Annotated in this window: 14 protein-coding genes; 8 read left to right on the forward strand and 6 right to left on the reverse strand. The window is 48.2% G+C overall.

The genetic code is table 11. The annotated features are described in order from the left end of the window. Nucleotides 1–322: 322 nt before the first annotated feature. From MHI48_RS02235 to MHI48_RS02245, 3 genes are all read right to left on the reverse strand, one after another. Nucleotides 323–2,038 (reverse strand): copper resistance protein CopC, encoded by a 1,716-nt coding sequence (locus MHI48_RS02235; protein ID WP_083677589.1) that lies wholly within the window; start codon nucleotides 2,036–2,038, stop codon nucleotides 323–325. 208 nt (nucleotides 2,039–2,246) lie between these two features. Further along, nucleotides 2,247–2,903: a response regulator transcription factor gene (locus MHI48_RS02240; protein WP_036616682.1), complete on the reverse strand. Its 657-nt coding sequence runs from the start codon at nucleotides 2,901–2,903 to the stop codon at nucleotides 2,247–2,249. A gap of 1 nt (nucleotide 2,904) precedes the next feature. Then, entirely contained in the window at nucleotides 2,905–3,735 is an 831-nt protein-coding gene (locus MHI48_RS02245; protein ID WP_076319546.1) for a sensor histidine kinase, read from the reverse strand. A 305-nt stretch (nucleotides 3,736–4,040) separates the two neighbouring features. Here MHI48_RS02245 and MHI48_RS02250 point away from each other — a divergent pair, with 305 nt between their 5' ends. Next, on the forward strand, nucleotides 4,041–4,208 hold the full coding sequence (locus tag MHI48_RS02250) for a hypothetical protein (protein WP_017691019.1): 168 nt from the start codon (nucleotides 4,041–4,043) through the stop codon (nucleotides 4,206–4,208). A 133-nt stretch (nucleotides 4,209–4,341) separates the two neighbouring features. On the opposite strand, the gene MHI48_RS02255 is transcribed toward MHI48_RS02250, so the two are convergent. From MHI48_RS02255 to MHI48_RS02265, 3 genes are all read right to left on the reverse strand, one after another. Further along, the gene (locus tag MHI48_RS02255) at nucleotides 4,342–6,174 is read right to left on the reverse strand and encodes a diguanylate cyclase (RefSeq protein WP_051449905.1); all 1,833 of its coding nucleotides are present in this window, start codon (nucleotides 6,172–6,174) and stop codon (nucleotides 4,342–4,344) included. Nucleotides 6,175–6,484: 310 nt separating this feature from the next. Then, a complete protein-coding gene (locus MHI48_RS02260) occupies nucleotides 6,485–7,075 on the reverse strand; it encodes a DUF5317 domain-containing protein (protein ID WP_036616686.1) in 591 nt (196 codons plus the stop codon). A gap of 242 nt (nucleotides 7,076–7,317) precedes the next feature. Further along, complete coding sequence (locus tag MHI48_RS02265; RefSeq protein ID WP_083677590.1) at nucleotides 7,318–8,739, reverse strand: hypothetical protein; 1,422 nt, start codon at nucleotides 8,737–8,739, stop codon at nucleotides 7,318–7,320. 276 nt (nucleotides 8,740–9,015) lie between these two features. Between MHI48_RS02265 and MHI48_RS02270 the strand changes: the two genes are divergently transcribed. The 7 genes from MHI48_RS02270 (at nucleotide 9,016) to MHI48_RS02300 (ending at nucleotide 15,927) form a co-directional block, all read left to right on the forward strand. Further along, nucleotides 9,016–10,047 (forward strand): BMP family protein, encoded by a 1,032-nt coding sequence (locus MHI48_RS02270; RefSeq protein WP_036616691.1) that lies wholly within the window; start codon nucleotides 9,016–9,018, stop codon nucleotides 10,045–10,047. Between the two features lie 114 nt (nucleotides 10,048–10,161). Beyond that, the gene (locus MHI48_RS02275) at nucleotides 10,162–11,661 is read left to right on the forward strand and encodes an ABC transporter ATP-binding protein (RefSeq protein WP_076329731.1); all 1,500 of its coding nucleotides are present in this window, start codon (nucleotides 10,162–10,164) and stop codon (nucleotides 11,659–11,661) included. Continuing rightward, nucleotides 11,658–12,725: an ABC transporter permease gene (locus MHI48_RS02280; RefSeq protein WP_036616697.1), complete on the forward strand. Its 1,068-nt coding sequence runs from the start codon at nucleotides 11,658–11,660 to the stop codon at nucleotides 12,723–12,725. The genes MHI48_RS02275 and MHI48_RS02280 overlap by 4 nt, the downstream gene beginning before the upstream one ends. Further along, nucleotides 12,709–13,632, forward strand: a complete 924-nt coding sequence (locus MHI48_RS02285) for an ABC transporter permease (RefSeq protein WP_017691011.1) — start codon at nucleotides 12,709–12,711, stop codon at nucleotides 13,630–13,632. The genes MHI48_RS02280 and MHI48_RS02285 overlap by 17 nt, the downstream gene beginning before the upstream one ends. Nucleotides 13,633–13,678: 46 nt before the next feature. Then, nucleotides 13,679–14,350 (forward strand): sulfite oxidase-like oxidoreductase, encoded by a 672-nt coding sequence (locus MHI48_RS02290; RefSeq protein WP_017691010.1) that lies wholly within the window; start codon nucleotides 13,679–13,681, stop codon nucleotides 14,348–14,350. A gap of 1 nt (nucleotide 14,351) precedes the next feature. Further along, nucleotides 14,352–15,110: a nucleoside phosphorylase gene (locus MHI48_RS02295; RefSeq protein ID WP_076329732.1), complete on the forward strand. Its 759-nt coding sequence runs from the start codon at nucleotides 14,352–14,354 to the stop codon at nucleotides 15,108–15,110. Between the two features lie 205 nt (nucleotides 15,111–15,315). Next, the gene (locus tag MHI48_RS02300) at nucleotides 15,316–15,927 is read left to right on the forward strand and encodes a hypothetical protein (RefSeq protein ID WP_076329733.1); all 612 of its coding nucleotides are present in this window, start codon (nucleotides 15,316–15,318) and stop codon (nucleotides 15,925–15,927) included. Nucleotides 15,928–15,952: the final 25 nt, after the last annotated feature.

Raw genomic sequence — 15,952 nt, forward strand, 5'->3', positions numbered from 1 at the left:
ATAAATTCAACTAAATTCGGTTTACACATACACTCCGATGACAGAATAACCCTCCAATCGCTGTTATCCCCAGATTTTTTTGATTCCCTTTTCTCAAAGGGAAAATCCGGTGATAAAGGCGAACGCTTCGCTTTTTCAGGTTTTTTCTGTCCTCTCCGTTTCAGTGCAAACATTAGTTCAATTTATATTTAGTAAGATGAAATCCCGGAATAAAGGCTGAGCTTCGCTTCTCCAGAATCAATTTCGTTCCCTTCACTACATTTGCAGTTTGTAGAAACACTAATTTTAGATTGGGTCACTTTTCAATTTGATCTTTGTGTAACTATGGCTTGCCGGTGTCGATCTCAAAATCGGCATCCAGTGCATCCAACGTCTTGGTCAGGAGATGTACCTTGATATTCCAACGTCCAGGCATGGAGATGTAATCTTCAGCCTTGTACACACCGGTGTCGTTTTTCGGAATGGTAATCTCATAGATCCCCATATCCATGTCCAGATGTGTGAGTGACAGTGTGATCTGTTCCAGATCGTTAACGATACTTCCATCTGCCCGTTTCACATCAACTTCGAATTGGTTCTCTCCCGTTATATTGGGACTCACCTGAAGTGTGATCGCCGAGCCGTCTTCTGTAGTCTTTGTCTCCTGATACGGTCCGACCGCAGCGGGTTGTCCTGGAGACAGGTGTGTCAGTACGGCAGCAAGAGCGAGAATGACAGCACCGGTGGCAAGTTCGGCTTTCAGGCTGCCGGATAATCTGCTTCCCGTTGCTGCTCTTGCCAATCTGGCATGACGCCAGGCGAAGACAAGCATTACAATAAGCAGGACGATCTTGCCGATCAGGACAAGGCCATAAGCTGTAGTGAACAAGGAAGTCAGCACAGGTGCTGGTAGAATAATCAGACTGCTGTATATCCCTGTAGCAACCAGAGCGGCTACGGCGCCAATTCCCCAGGCGGTAAACCTGCGAATAGCAACCCAGTAGACCTCTCCTCGCACCTTCGATGGCAGCTTATCCGCCAGTGGAGGCAAACATATCGCCATGGCGGTTAGTGCGCCAATCCAGAAAGCGGCACCGATCAGATGCACGAAGTCCATGGCAATCGCGAGAGCACGTTGATCCGCCGCAGCCGGATGTCCCGTCATGGCATGCGTGAACAGCCATCCAAGCACGAGCACAAGTGAGCCATAGGAAGACCAGATGCGAGCACGGATGGATCGATCGCGATCATATCCGGAGAGAATCGTGACGGCCAGCAGCATTACAATGAGTATTTGTAACATCCAGATCTGACCAAAGGATGTCAGCTTGAGCGCACTTCCGATCAGTGCCCAGCTTAGTTCGTTCAGAGCCACACCAGATTCATATAACGTATTCAGTGGCAGGCTGACCAGAGCGGCAAAGGAAGCAGCAGCATAACTGATCCATAACAATCTGTAGCTGCCCGGAACGTCCATAGGTTCTCTTGTCATGGATGTCGGTGCGATTCGCAGCAGTAAGAATGCAAGTGTCCCCAGAATGACAGACAATCCGAGATACTGAATCCAGTCTGTCAGGGATACAATCCATTTCAGCGGCCCACCTGTTGAACCGGAACCGGATGTAAGATCACTCAGTCCGGCAGGAGAACCGGATGGTTCACCGATATGGAAAACATACGCCCCTTGAATTGGATGTCCATCGGCAGATACAGCTTTCCAGTTAACGGCATAAGTCCCGTTCCCGAGTCCAGCTTGCAGGCCAGTCTCCAGAATATGAGGGCGATCCACATCAATCTTTACATTTCCATCGTCTGCCTGATTGCCGTCAGGGCCGGTAATTTTGATATCATAAAAGGCCGTCTGCAAGGATTCGTTGAACTCCAGCGTCACCCGCTCCGGAGCAGCTACGAGGATCTCATTTTCTCCTGGCGAAGCCTTAACAATATAAGCATGGGCAGATGCCCACTGTGGCATAACAAGGCAACATACGAGCAACAGACAGGTGACCAATGCCCAGTGCCGTTTGCCCCATTTCAGGGTAAAGCTTGTCAAAATCAAAAAATCATCACCCTCAGGTTATAGATTTGTAGTCATTCATGGTCCTTTAAACACAATCTAACCCATTATAACTTTGTCCAAAATGACTGCGTATGACTACATTGGGCTATAAAAAAACGATTTGGTCTACATAATTGTGACAAAAGCATGAATGCTATGTCATTTCTCACCTATGTCGGAAGCATCATTGACTCCGAATTAACAATGTTTATTTGCGAAGTTTACGTCCTGCAAGCCCGCTCTCTAGTGCGTAGCGGGTGAGTTGTACCCGGTTTTCAAGCTGGAGCTTCTGCAAAATGTTTTTGAGATGATTCTTCACCGTCTGGTCTGAAATACCGAGTTGATCGGCAATTTCCCGATTGGTATATCCCGCGGATACCCATTGCAGAATCTCAAGTTCCCGCGCCGTTAGCGGGTTATCTTGCACATCTTCACTGCGTGGTGCGGGGAACTCCTGCAAAATCCGGTAGGCCAGTTCCTTACTGAGCGGTGCGTCGTCACTGACGATGGCGCGCAGGTATTCAAGCCAGGTGGAAGGCGTTAGATTTTTGAGCAAATAGCCTTGAGCGCCTTGTTTCAGTGCTTCGAACAGAAACGTCACATCATCCGATACCGTGACCATAACAACAATAACATAAGGGAATCGCAGCTTGATCTGACGGGTGGCTTCCAGCCCATCCATGCCCGGCATCTGCACGTCCATCAGGATCAGGTCGGGCATCCATTGCCCGGTGAGTTCCAGCGCTTCCTGTCCATTCGAAGCTGTACCAATCACTTCAAACAGGCTGTCCTCGGATAAAATGCTACAGATCGCTTCACGCGCATGCGCATGATCATCAACAACCAATACACGTACATGTTCCATATTAAGCATGCTCCTTTCCTATCATCATTCGTGTATGCCCCGGTCTTGAATCGAGGGTGAAAGACCAACCCATCTCGGCAGCACGCTCCTTCGTAATTCGCAGTCCGTACCGATCCTTCAGATGAAGAGGATCTCCACTTAGTCCATTCCCATTATCCTGAATATAAATGAACCAGGCAATTGGGTTACCTTCCGCATGAACCTGAACGCGGGTAGCCTGCGCATGTTTGCGTACATTCAGTAGTCCCTCCCGGATACAGGCGAGCAGTTCCACTTGTTCCTTGGCAGAGAACGTTACACCCCTGAGGTCCCAATGAATCTGTGCACCAGGTACCGTTTCCTTGACGAGCACTTCAACCTGCGCATGTAGTGAAATAATTTCTGACGTTACCGTAGAGGAAGGAACAAAACGCAACTGGGCAATAGCTTGCCTTACATATGTATTGACTTCATGCACGGTTTTTTGAATCTCCTGGATCTCATGCTCATGTCCGCTGCCTGCCAGACTGCGGCCTGCTTTATCGGTCTTCACTGACAGCAGGAAAAGAGACTGAGATATGCCGTCGTGAAGTTCTCGCGCCAATTGGTCACGAGCTTCCAGCGCTGCTTTTGCTGCACGTTCCTGCTCCAGAGCAGCCCTGGCACCTTCGAGCATGTGGAACAAGCGGCTGAGCAGTGTCACGCTGACGAGGTAAACGATGAGGGGTGTTAACCAGTTTCCTGCATCCATCGAAAGGTATGGCATCAGAAACTGATGGCGAATGTATTCCCAGATGCCAACCGTGAATGTGGGGATCAGCAGAATCATCCATTTGATTTGTTTATAGGACATGAATTCAGAACTCCTTTGATCTAGGATTAGCTTAATTAGGTACTTTATTTATACAGGGATGGGACCATTATAACGCAAGCTTGTCCAAGACCCTAGTCTGTGTCTTTGGAGAAAGCTGGGGAGGATCAGGGAGTATTTAGAAGGATATCTAAGAATGACAAGGGGTGAAATATTGTCACGCTAGGTGAGGGTTGGTGTGACCAGCTGAGGGGGGCTGAGTCCGTTTTCCCTATCGGAGAAGGTCCTCTATACTTAATATAGAACGTGAATTCATTACAAAACATGTTAAGGAGTGAAGCAACAACATGAGTCAAGAAGTATTGGAACGTCGCAGTGAATTGCTCAAAAAGAACATTCATCAGATGCTTGTTCAAGACAATCAGCACGGTATCAGTCGCCAAGACAACATGTTTTTGCAGCAGATGATTAAAGAGCTGCATCAGACCTCACATGAGCTGAATACCAAATCTTAATGTAGAATCTGCACGAGAATGAAGTTGTCTGGTGTACGATTCATTCCATGAAAATGAAAATGGCGCTATCTCCGATCAGACCGGGGATAGCGCTTTTACTTTTTCTGGGCTTATAGAAGAAGTTCTGTTTATTTTACTGCAACTGTTGCTGAGCGGTTCTTTTCTCAATATATTGAATGAACAACTCGGCAAGCTCCGGATCGAACTGTGAACCCGAACATGAGCGTAGCTCCCGAATGGCTTCTTCCACGTTCTTGGTTTCCTGATACGGCCGCTCTGTCGTCATGGCATCAAAGGAGTCAATCACGGTCAGCATCCGGCAGAGCCGGGGAATCTCGTTACCCTTCAGGCCGTAAGGATAGCCTTTGCCATCATAGCGCTCGTGGTGAAGTTCAATATACGGAATCAGATCGGCGAAGCGATCGTTCGTGATCACCATTTTTTTGCCCCAGGTGACATGTCCTTTGATCGTTTCCCATTCTTCTGCGGTGAGCTTGTCCTTTTTGTTCAGAATGGACCAAGGAATCTCCAGTTTTCCGATGTCATGAATCAGTGCTCCCAGCACGAAGCGACGTTTCTCCGCATTGTCCAGTGCGAGCAATTCACTGATATCCAGTGCATATTTGTAGACCCGTTTGGAATGTTTAAACGTATCCATATCTTTGTATCTGAACAGATTGAGCTGCTGCTCGATGTCACGAACGTCCTGTACCAGATCAATCTCGTGTTCCATGCCATCATTGCTGCCGTGGCGGTGCACGTTGTTTTTGCCCTGTTTCTTCGCATAATATAGTGCTTTATCCGCCTGATCCACAAGCTGGGATTTGTTATACATATCCACCTGATAGGGTGCGACGCCAGCAGAGAAGGAGAGACAACCGTGTGGAAACACTTCAACGCCTTCAAACGGCGTGTCGTTCAGTTGTTTACGCAGCTTGTTCATGAACCTGTAGGATTCGTCCAACTCCATGCCTGGCATGAGCAAAGTGAACTCTTCTCCTCCATAACGAAAGGCGGTAACAGGTGTGCCTTCCGTCTTTCGCATTAGAAAATCCCCCAGCAGGGCTAGCAGACTGTCACCTTGAAGGTGGCCAAACCGATCGTTATACTTTTTGAAATCATCGATATCAATAAGCCCCAGACAGAGCGGGGTTCCCTGCGTTCGAGCGTTAGTCAGTTCGCTTTCTAACATGCTTTCGAAATAACTATGGTTGAACAGACCCGTACGTTGATCCGTGTTGGCCTTTTCCTCAATCGTCTGATACATCACGAACAACTGCCTGAATGCATGGGAGAGCAGAATGCTAAGACTTAGATACAACAACAGGCCAAGTACGCCATTGTGCACAACCAGAATTGTCAGGACCAGCGCCAGAATCAGCGTACACAGATAAACCAGCAGGGATTCGGTAACGAATGCCCGCTTCATCTGCTGTAATGCATCCTTTGTTGAGAAATGAAAGAATAAGCCAAGTGTGATCGTGTTGATGATGAAGTAGGCTGCGAGCGCTGCAAAATAAGGAATCAGGTTATAGCCGTCCAGAGTTCCCGATTGCCCGCCAGTCCACTCAAACACGGCAGCTGCTCCCGTAATCATGAGACTGTAGATGCTGAAATTAACAATGTGTTTCCACCAGGTTAGCTTGCGCTCTTTGATTAACAGGATGATGGAGACAGGAAGCAGTACGGATAAACTGAAAGCTCCGCCAAACATGAATATACAGGCAAGGTATACCGATGAATCCATGGATTGCTGATTGCCTTTGGGTGGAATCTGGAACGTGAAATAATCCAGAATTAATGCCGCACCCAGCATGGTGTAGACCATAACCCAATCCGCCGTGGTTAGATGAAGGTAAGACCACTTGTTCATGTATAGAAAAACACCGATCCCGGTACAACTAAGCAAAATAACATACATACTGCTTCGATCTGCCTTATGGATAAGGTTACGAATAAAGTTCATAAAAAATCTCCTGCTTGAGTTTAGTCTAATCTTGATGTGTATATAGTTGGTGTTCTTCTATAGGGATATACTATATAGATGTATAACATACCAAGTTGCCTGCCAAAAATCCAGACAGAAAAAACAGGCCGCTGGCAGCCTGTTTGTCTTGTTGGGTGGTATGGATACTAGCCGCCCAGCTTGTATCCCGAAGTTAACGCTACAACGACAGAAGCCACGATGATTGCGTTGATGACAATGCGGGAATATTTCACACCTTCAAATTTTTTCATGGAGAAGACCTCCCTTCCTTGGAGTCTACCTGTTTTCTTCAAGCCTGATGAGTTTTAGCAGGTTGCACAGCCTTTTTGTCCCGATTCACCATCATGTATTGAATAAAAAGGAATATGCCAATATTCATGACCACATCACCGATGCTGATGACCTGAGTCCGTGGGTAAGGGCTGGAGAGTGGGATGATATCACCGAGAAAAGGCAGATTTGTAGATGCATCCATCATAAAATGCTTTGATACGGCGCCGCCTTCCCGGAGCATGTCTACATAGTAGGGTCCCAGTACAGCGGAGGCTTCCACAGAAACAGGCATGCGCCCACCGTTTACAGCCATAACGGCAAAATTGAGAAATACCCCAATCCAGATGAGCATGAAACCGGTATGGTGTCTGTTGAGCCACAGGAAAGCGAGCCCTGTAATGTAGACGGCAGCAAAGAGATATCCATTAATGGATGCCACCCATTCGAATCGTTCCTGGAGATAGAAAATAAAGAACTGGATTAGCAGCAATACAGGGAAAATCCAGCCACTTCGCAGCTTGAGTGCTGCAAACTGGTTGAGCCCATGCCGCAACCCGCCCCGAAAAAATCCAACGATCAAGCCTAGTAGAATACCGTCATATACCATGGAGTAACTCCTGTTCGTGCGGAGATATGCAATATGATTGCGTGTTTGTGTACATAAAGGATTCGACCTTATATTGGTAATTCCTGCATGAGAAAAATGATTTTGTAGAAGAAATTTGCAAAATGCTGAACAAAAAACCGCCTTTACGAATCTAGGGGTCGAAACCCCTGTGAAATTCGGTAAGGACGGCTGCTTATGGTGCCAAAATACGAGCTTTAATTCGGTTGAAGACGGAATTTATTTTATTCAGATCCACCGTTCAGATAGTTGAAGAAAGGCTGGTCCACCCAGAAGTCATACGTCGTAATGTCCGCATCAGGTGCCAGCTTCAGGAAACCTTCCCGAATGGATTTGGCATTCTCTTTCAGAGAGAAGGACTGAGCGTAGTAATTGCCAAGCGCGATCTTATTATTGGAAATGACAGGGTAGTTCGCCAATGCGGTTGGTGAATAATACAGCGGTTGCCACCAGGAGCTGAGAATCAGTGGAGATGTACTGTCACTGTTCTTTTTGGCATATTTCAGCACAATGTCGTTGAAGCGAACTTTGTCTGCCACATTGTTGAACTCGAACTGGATATCATATTCCTTCGCAGAAGCGATATAGTTACCGTTCTCGATCTGTGTCACTTTATAATCAGGCGTTTCCTTCGGCTCGCCCCATTCCTTCAAATAAATGAAGGCAGATGTCTTGGGTTGGAATTGCACATCAGCATCAATACCTTCGCTACGCAACAAACCAACCAACTGTACAGCATGTTGAATATTATCGTGGCCGTAAGTAAGTGTCAGTTCATCGATAAAGTTGGAATCAAAGCGGCTATCCTTCAGATTATAACCTGTTACGAGATCATCTCGCAGGGCCTGATCCACAATCTTTCTCAGCTCAGGTGATTCGATCAGATCCGCTGTGCGATATGCAGCATACAGTTTGGAATAGATGTCCGCATCGCCGGAACGCCCAATCTCATGTTTGTATTTCCCTTGACTGACCAATACGCGTCCAAGCAAAGTATCAGCGAAATCTTTACTTGCTACGCCACCCTTAAGGAGAGCGGGGTATAGGCTTTCAGGAATCAGGCCTGTATCGATCGCAGCAGCCAGCTCCTGTGCGGCTTGTCCCTGAACACGGTTTGGTTTAATGCCAACTTTGGCAAGTGCTTTGGCCGTTTTCTCTGTGGGATATGTATAAGCGAGTTCCTTGAATCCGGCTGCTTTCACCGCGATGAAGACGGCGGCATAAGTGCTCAGTTGATCCTTGGCACGTACTTCTGTACCCGTAAGAACCCCATTATTGTATAAGGATACGGCAGCATCATATGAAGAATCACCAGAAGACAGATCGGTAAAGACAGGAGCGTTAGCTTCACTGTCACTTGCTTGAGTTGCTTCCGTGATGGCTGCAATGGCTTGAATGAAATCACCTTTGGTAATCTGTTGCGGCAATTGAATGTTGTATTTCGCTTGCAAGAATTGAGCAAAATCCGCTGCGCTTTCCGTGTAAGCAACTGGCGCCTGAGCTACCGGTCCTTTGACACTTTGTGAGGTGGTTGGTTTAGCCGGAGTTGCAGATGCTGCAGAAGCAGAAGCGGGCAAGCTAAGGCTGCCGAGTGTTACCGGAGCGGCGAGTAGGGCTGCCAACGTGATCTGGGTGATTTTTTTCAAATGAATAGCCTCCTTAAAATGGGTTGGAAAATAATTAGCTTTGGGTTATAATTCTGACAATTCCTATCAGAATAGAATAATTGGATTGACTTTAGCACGGAGACGCGCTGGATGTCAACGAAAAAAAGCTTGATACAGAACGGTTTCCAAAGCTTGGTAGAAAGCGAATTGTCAATTATATTCTATTTGAGTGTATACGCTCAAAGATTTATTGACAAGGATCGACAGTATCCGCTAGGATAAGAAAAAAGAATGTTGAAAAGGGGTATTTTCAAAATGAAAAGAGGTTTATCGTTCGTCTTATCGATCATCATGTTGGCTATTTTGTTGGCAGCTTGTGGGAATTCGGCTTCCAAAGACGAACAATCCGCCCAAGGCAGTGATTCGGAGAAATCTCTTCGGATGGCCCTCGTACTTCCCGAAAAAATAGGGGTTAACCCTTTCTTTGTACAGATGGATGAAGGTTTCAAAAAAGCAGGCGAAGAATTCAAAGTAGATACCAAGACGATTGAATCGACAGACCCGGCAGCATTTGAACAAAATCTGCGTGCTGCGGTTGCCGAGAATTATGATCTGATTATTACAGCAACTTTCCAGGCAGAAGATGCATTGAAGAAAGTCGCTGCAGAGAATCCGGACAAGTCCTTTGCGATTGTAGATACAACCGTTGATCTTCCTAACGTTCGTAGTGTTGGTTTCCGTGAATATGAAGGGGCGTACCTGCTCGGTGCAGCTGCTGGATTGTCCACCAAAACAGACAAAGTCGGCATGATCGCAGCAATGGATGTACCATTGATCAAGAAATATACGGAAGGTTTCAAAGCTGGATTGGAATCCGTGAATCCGGGTGCAGAATTCCTCGTGAACTATGTAGGTGGATTTAATGACCCGGCCAAAGCAAAAGAATTGGCGCTGGTACAATTTGGCAAAGGCGCTGACTTCATCGCTGGCGCATCCGCTGTAGGTGATCTCGGCGTGTTCGAAGCAGCGAAAGAAAAAGGCTTCTACACTTCCGGTCAGGATACGGATCGTACAGTTGAAGACCCGGAACATATCGTATTGTCTCAATTGAAGTCAACCGATACGGTTGCTTATGAGACCGTGAAAGATTTCGTAGAAGGCAACTTCAAAGCAGGTGCAGTAAACTACGGTTTGAAAGAAGACGGTGTAGGCCTGACTTACGTTACACGTGACAGCGAATCTCCATTGAATGCTTTTGTCGGACAAGAAGTGATCGACAAGGTTAAAGCAATCAAGGATGATATCGTATCCGGCAAAATCGTAGTCAAAGATCCATTGCAACAATAGTTTTGAATGTTCTTTTCAATGAATGAGTGATGGAAATGATCAGCCGGCTGCCCGATCAGGCAGCCGGTTTTGCTGCTATTAAATGACCGAGACCGAGGGGAGCGAACGCGAGATATGCTGTTGGAGATGGAGCAGATTACGAAGAAATACGGCGGCTTCACCGCTAACCGGGACATCCGTTTTAATTTGCGTGAGGGAGAGATTCATGCCCTGGTAGGTGAGAATGGGGCTGGTAAAACAACCTTGATGCGTATGCTGTACGGTATGGAACAGCCCACGTCAGGCACAATCAAAGTCCGCGGACGTGAGGTGAGCTTTGCCACCCCGTCCCAGGCGATGGCAAGTGGCATCGGTATGGTGCATCAGCATTTCATGCTGTTCCCTTCCTTTACGGTGGCGGAGAACATCGTGATTGGACGCGAACCGGCTAAGGCAGGCGCATTTGACCGCAAAAAAGCAGCGGCTCAGGTGAACGAGCTTGGCAGACAATATGGCATGCCGGTTGACCCGTGGAAAAAAGTGTCCGAGTGCCCACTTGGCATGCAGCAGCGAGTTGAAATTCTCAAGGTGCTGCATCAGGGCGCAGACATCATTATATTGGATGAACCTTCGGCGGTACTGACACCGCTGGAAGTGAAAGAACTGCTGGCGAACATGAAATCGCTCGCCAAGCTGGGCAAAACCTTTGTACTGATCACGCACAAGTTGCAAGAAGTCATGGATGTAGCCGACCGGATCACGGTGCTTAGGGATGGTCAGGTGACAGGTACGTTGGAAGCCAAAGATACACATGTGGAGGAATTGTCTCGTCTGATGGTTGGTCGTGAACTTGTGCGTATGGACAAGCAGCCATCGGTTCCAGCGGAAGCGGTGCTTCAGGTGGAAGGGGTCAATCTGTCCGGAGCGAAGGATCGTTCGGCGCTCAAGGACATTCATATGGAGGTTCGAAAAGGTGAGGTTGTTGGCATAGCGGGTATCTCGGGTAACGGCCAGTCGGAACTGATTCAGGTCATTGCTGGACTGCGTAAGGCGGATAGTGGTCGCGTTGTGCTCTCCGGGCAGGATACAACCAATTGGCCTGTACGGCGCATCCGGGAGCATGGACTTGCTCATATTCCGGAAGATCGTTACATGTGGGGAGCGGCCAAGGATGCGAGCGTTCGCGAGAACGGGCTGATGGGACATCATTATCGCTTGCAGTCACGCGGCATTATCAAAGCCAAAGCAGCAAGAACAATGGTAGAGAGCTGGATCCAACAGTTCAGCATCAAGACAGGTTCTGCGGAGACCAAGGCACAGTTTTTGTCTGGAGGAAACTTGCAGAAGCTGATTGCTGCCCGTGAATTTGCACAGGAGACACCGTTTCTGATTGCAGCCGAACCGACTCGTGGTGTGGATATCGGAGCGATGGAGACAATCCATGCTGAATTGCTGCGCAAACGTAGCGAGGGCGCGGGTATTCTGCTCATTTCATCGGAGTTGTCGGAGATTTTGCAATTATCTGATCGGATTATTGTCATGTATGAAGGCGAAATTGCCGGAGAACTGAGAGCAGAGGAAGCAACTGAGGAACAGATCAGCTTGTTAATGGCAGGAGGGAAAGAGCGGATATGAATCGGGTAAAAGAAACACTTCGCGGACTCGTCCAGCCGCTGCTTGCCGTATTCATCGGTCTGATTGCAGGGGCTGTGGCGATTCTGATCGTTGGCGGTAATGTGGTGGATACGTATGCGGAGATGTGGAAAGGGGCCTTCGGCAACTTCTACTTCTTCACCAATACGTTGGCTCGTTCCACACCAATCATCTTGGCGGGGCTTGGCGTAGCATTGGCATTCCGTGCCGGATTCTTCAACATGGGAGCCGAAGGCCAGATGATTCTTGGCGGGCTTAGTGCCGCGCTCACGGCGCTTTATCTGCCAGGACCAGGCTGGTTTGTGTGTATTGCTGCGATTGTGGCAGGTATTATTGCTGGGGGAATCTGGTCCCTGTTTGCAGGCTGGCTGGATGCACGCTTCGGCATGAACTTGTTGATCACAACCTTACTACTTAACTATATTGCCATTTATTTCGGGGGCTACATGGTCTCCTATCCATTTAAGGACCGCACAGGATCTGCAGCGATGGCACAGACTCCGATGATTGATCAAAGTATCTGGTTACCGAAGTTGTTCCAAGGCATGGGACTTCATGCTGGCTTCATTATTGCCATTGTAGCGGCCATTCTGATCTACTGGTTCACACATAAAACGGTGACCGGTTACGAGATCCGCATGCTCGGAAGCAACCCGTCCTTTGCAACCTACGGTGGTGTTCGCCGCATTCGCATGATGATGCTGTCCATGGTCATCAGTGGTGGACTTGCTGGACTCGCGGGTGCGGGGGAAGTGCTCGGTACACAGTACCGTTTCCTTGATGGCTCATTGTCATCGGCAAGTTACGCATGGAGCGGCATTATGGCCACGTTGCTTGCCCGCTCGCATCCACTCGGTACAGCTGTAGCAGCTATTTTGCTGGCTGCGTTACAGACAGGTGCCATGGGGATGGAACGGAATACGGATGTGCCGCTGGAAGTTGGCAGTGTCATCCAGGCTGTATTGACGTTATTTGTATCAGCTCAGATCGGTTATTCATTCCTGAAGCGGAGAAAGGAGAAAAAGTCCAATGCAACAACTGTTTGATGCAGCCATGTTTGGCTCAACCTTGCGGATTATGACTCCAATCCTGCTTGCAGCGCTCGGTGGGGCTTTATGTTCCCGTGTCGGTCTGTTCAACGTCGGTCTTGAAGGACTGGTTCTGATCGGTGCATTCTCCGCGATTGTCGGTAATTATCTATTTGGCAATGTGCTGCTTGCTGTACTCTTTTCCATTATTATTGTGATGTTATTCTCGGCGCTCTTTGCCTTTATAAGCATTAATCTGAAAGCCAACGCCATCGTGGTCGGGATCTCGCTTAACTTCCTGGCTGCGGGGGTGACGACCTTTGCACTGCGTGCGATTTTTGATGTAAAAGGTGCATACTACGACAAAGACATGGTGGGACTTCCCAAGTGGGATATTCCGCTGATTAAGGACATTCCGTGGGTGGGCGATGTAATATCGGGACATAGTCCGCTGGTTTACCTCGGTATTGTGCTCGTGATTGCACTACAATTTTATCTGTTCAAAAGTGTATCCGGCTTCCGCTTGCGCTCCGTAGGTGAGAACCCGATTGCAGCACAGAGCATCGGGATCAAGGTACGTGGCATCCAGTATGGTGCCGTTCTGATGTGCGGTGTGTTGTGTGCTCTGGCTGGAGCACAGTTGTCGCTCGGTCAGGTAACGATGTTTACCGAAGGCATGACTGCTGGTCGTGGTTTTATCGCGCTGGTGGCAACGATGTTAGGGCAAGCGAATCCGCTTGGCGTCATGGGCTCCAGTGTGCTGTTTGGCTTCATGGAAGCATTGAGTATTCGTCTGCAAGGTTTCTCCCTGCCAACGCATTTCACATTGATGCTGCCGTATATTGTGACGCTGGTCGCGATGTTCTTTTTCAAAGACCGTACCTATGCACAGGATGCACTGAAAGCGGGCGGAAGCTCGCGTTAATTCTGAATGTCTATGTTAGAGACAGTAAAAGAAGGAGGAATTCCACTTGCATAACAAGGCTGAACGTTTGAAAAAAAGTAAAACCCCGGCACCCAAAACAGGTAACGATCACGGAGATCGGCTGCCGCCAGGACAGATGCTGACGGAGAAATTCCCGATTCTGCATGAAGGGGAAGTGCCGGAATATGACCTGTCCACCTGGGACTTGAAGGTATTCGGCGAAGTAGAAGAGGAGAAGGTGTTCTCCTTAGCTGAGTTGCAGGCGATGCCACAGGTAAACACGGTGAGTGATATTCACTGTGTTACCCGTTGGTCGAAATTCGATACGCCGTGGGAAGGTATTCGCTTCTCCGATTTTGTGAAGCTTCTTGGGGTTAAGCCGGAGGCAAAATACGTCATGATTCATGCGGATCATGATTATGAGACAAATGTACCGCTCGAAGAGTTGATGCATGATGATGTATTGCTTGCATTCAAATATAACGGTGAGCCACTAACACCCAAACATGGTTTTCCACTGCGTATGGTTGTGCCACAACTTTACTTCTGGAAGAGTGCGAAGTGGATACGTGGTCTGGAGTTTATGACAGAAGACCGTAACGGATTCTGGGAAGTGAATGGCTTCCACCATTTTGCCGATCCGTTCAAGGAACAACGCTTCTCGGGTGAAGATCTGCCGATTCCGGAAGACGAGTGGACGAAGAAGGAGTTTGATTGATATGTTGATGCCTATTTTGCAGATTCATTCGGAAGACATGCCGGCATACGCCATCGTCTGCGGTGATCCGGCACGTGCGGAGAAGATTTCCCGTAAGCTGGAGCAGGCGAGAGAACTGGCGTTCAGTCGGGAGTATCGTACATTTGTTGGATTGTATGAAGGGGTACAGATTGCTGTGGTCAGCCATGGTGTAGGTTCACCTGGAGCGGCTGTCTGTTTCGAGGAATTGATTCGCGCGGGTGTAACAACTCTGATTCGTGTAGGTACAGCGGGATCGTATACAGCTGATTATCCGGCAGGCAGTGTGATTGTGAGTACAGCCGCTGTTCGTACGGACGGGTTGACTCGCCAACTGGTGCCGGGTGGTTTCCCAGCGGTAGCGGACATTGGGGTGACACAAGCGTTGATCGAAGCTGCTCATGAGCAAGAAAGCGCGGATGCTGCAACCTTTGCAGGCAAAGTGGGCGTTGGTATCACCGTAACGCTGGATGCGTTCTTTGCAGGCGTGGAAGAGATTCCACACCGCAAGTACAAGCAGGCTGGAGCACTTGCGGCTGAGATGGAAATTGCGGCACTCTACATCGTCAGCACCTTGCGTGGCGCTCGCGCCGGAGCCATTGTCGCGATCGATGGATTCGCGGACAGTGACCTGGCAGCCGAGTATGATCCGCATACAGATGCGGTGGGACAAGCGGTGGAGCGCGAGATTAATGCAGCGCTACATGCGCTAGCCGCGCTTGCTCGCCAGGATCAGGTATAGGTTGGTTAAGGCAATACATTTTTGCTCATTGTTACAAGCAAAACAGTAGATGATGTCCATTTGAGGGGGACAATATAAAAAGGGCGTCCCGTAAGGTCATGAATATGACCTAAGGGGCGTCTCTTTCCCTTTTAAGAGGGAGATGCAGGTACAGTAGCGAATTGTATTTGCATGGCATTTCATTAAATTAGGAGAGTGATTAAATATGGGCTGGAGTGAATTACGTGAAATTCCTAATGAATACAGCGATGAGGTACAGCGAATTGATGAGCAACTTTTGAAACTGGTTGCAGCCAGAAAGGACTTAACCGGAGCTGTCCAATACCAACCCCCTCAAAATACCATCGATGAATGGGTGAGCTTACTGGATATGAAGGAGGAAGATATCCGATACGTTCTCCGTAGCGTGCAACCGATGCCGCAAAGACACTACTTTCCAAGTGAACCTCTTCAATTGACGAGTGTGGTGCCGATTATGAAGAAAATGATTAAAGATTCGTGTGAGTATATGATTACGCATTCGATGCAATATGAAGGCGAAAGCCTCGTTTATGTGGAGATTCAATATAAGGGGAATGAAGCTGAGCGTATACAAATGGTTCCACATTTGGCTCTGGAAATATTCAGCGAACAGAGACATATCACCATGAGACATGGCAGTCGTGGAGGAGGTGGGGAGACGCAAATTAGTTTCCGAGTGGTTCCTGCTCTTCCTTCTTCTCTTGAAAACGTTCGATTCTCCTTGATTCCCTCAATACCAGAGATGGAATACAGAGTAGAGGAAATCATTTTGGATAAACAGGTTGATTTCGATTAACGGGGAACAGGATATATCATGAAAA

Origin of the sequence: Paenibacillus sp. FSL H7-0942 (assembly GCF_045040715.1) — a bacterium.
Taxonomy (GTDB): Bacteria; Bacillota; Bacilli; order Paenibacillales; family Paenibacillaceae; genus Paenibacillus; species Paenibacillus amylolyticus.

Coding starts and splice junctions, on each gene's coding strand:
- MHI48_RS02240 (WP_036616682.1), bottom strand. CDS start 2,903: ATGGAACATGTACGTGTATTGGTTGTTGATGATCATGCGCATGCGCGT.
- MHI48_RS02245 (WP_076319546.1), bottom strand. CDS start 3,735: ATGTCCTATAAACAAATCAAATGGATGATTCTGCTGATCCCCACATTC.
- MHI48_RS02250 (WP_017691019.1), top strand. CDS start 4,041: ATGAGTCAAGAAGTATTGGAACGTCGCAGTGAATTGCTCAAAAAGAAC.
- MHI48_RS02255 (WP_051449905.1), bottom strand. CDS start 6,174: ATGAACTTTATTCGTAACCTTATCCATAAGGCAGATCGAAGCAGTATG.
- MHI48_RS02260 (WP_036616686.1), bottom strand. CDS start 7,075: ATGGTATATGACGGTATTCTACTAGGCTTGATCGTTGGATTTTTTCGG.
- MHI48_RS02270 (WP_036616691.1), top strand. CDS start 9,016: ATGAAAAGAGGTTTATCGTTCGTCTTATCGATCATCATGTTGGCTATT.
- MHI48_RS02275 (WP_076329731.1), top strand. CDS start 10,162: ATGCTGTTGGAGATGGAGCAGATTACGAAGAAATACGGCGGCTTCACC.
- MHI48_RS02280 (WP_036616697.1), top strand. CDS start 11,658: ATGAATCGGGTAAAAGAAACACTTCGCGGACTCGTCCAGCCGCTGCTT.
- MHI48_RS02285 (WP_017691011.1), top strand. CDS start 12,709: ATGCAACAACTGTTTGATGCAGCCATGTTTGGCTCAACCTTGCGGATT.
- MHI48_RS02295 (WP_076329732.1), top strand. CDS start 14,352: ATGTTGATGCCTATTTTGCAGATTCATTCGGAAGACATGCCGGCATAC.
- MHI48_RS02300 (WP_076329733.1), top strand. CDS start 15,316: ATGGGCTGGAGTGAATTACGTGAAATTCCTAATGAATACAGCGATGAG.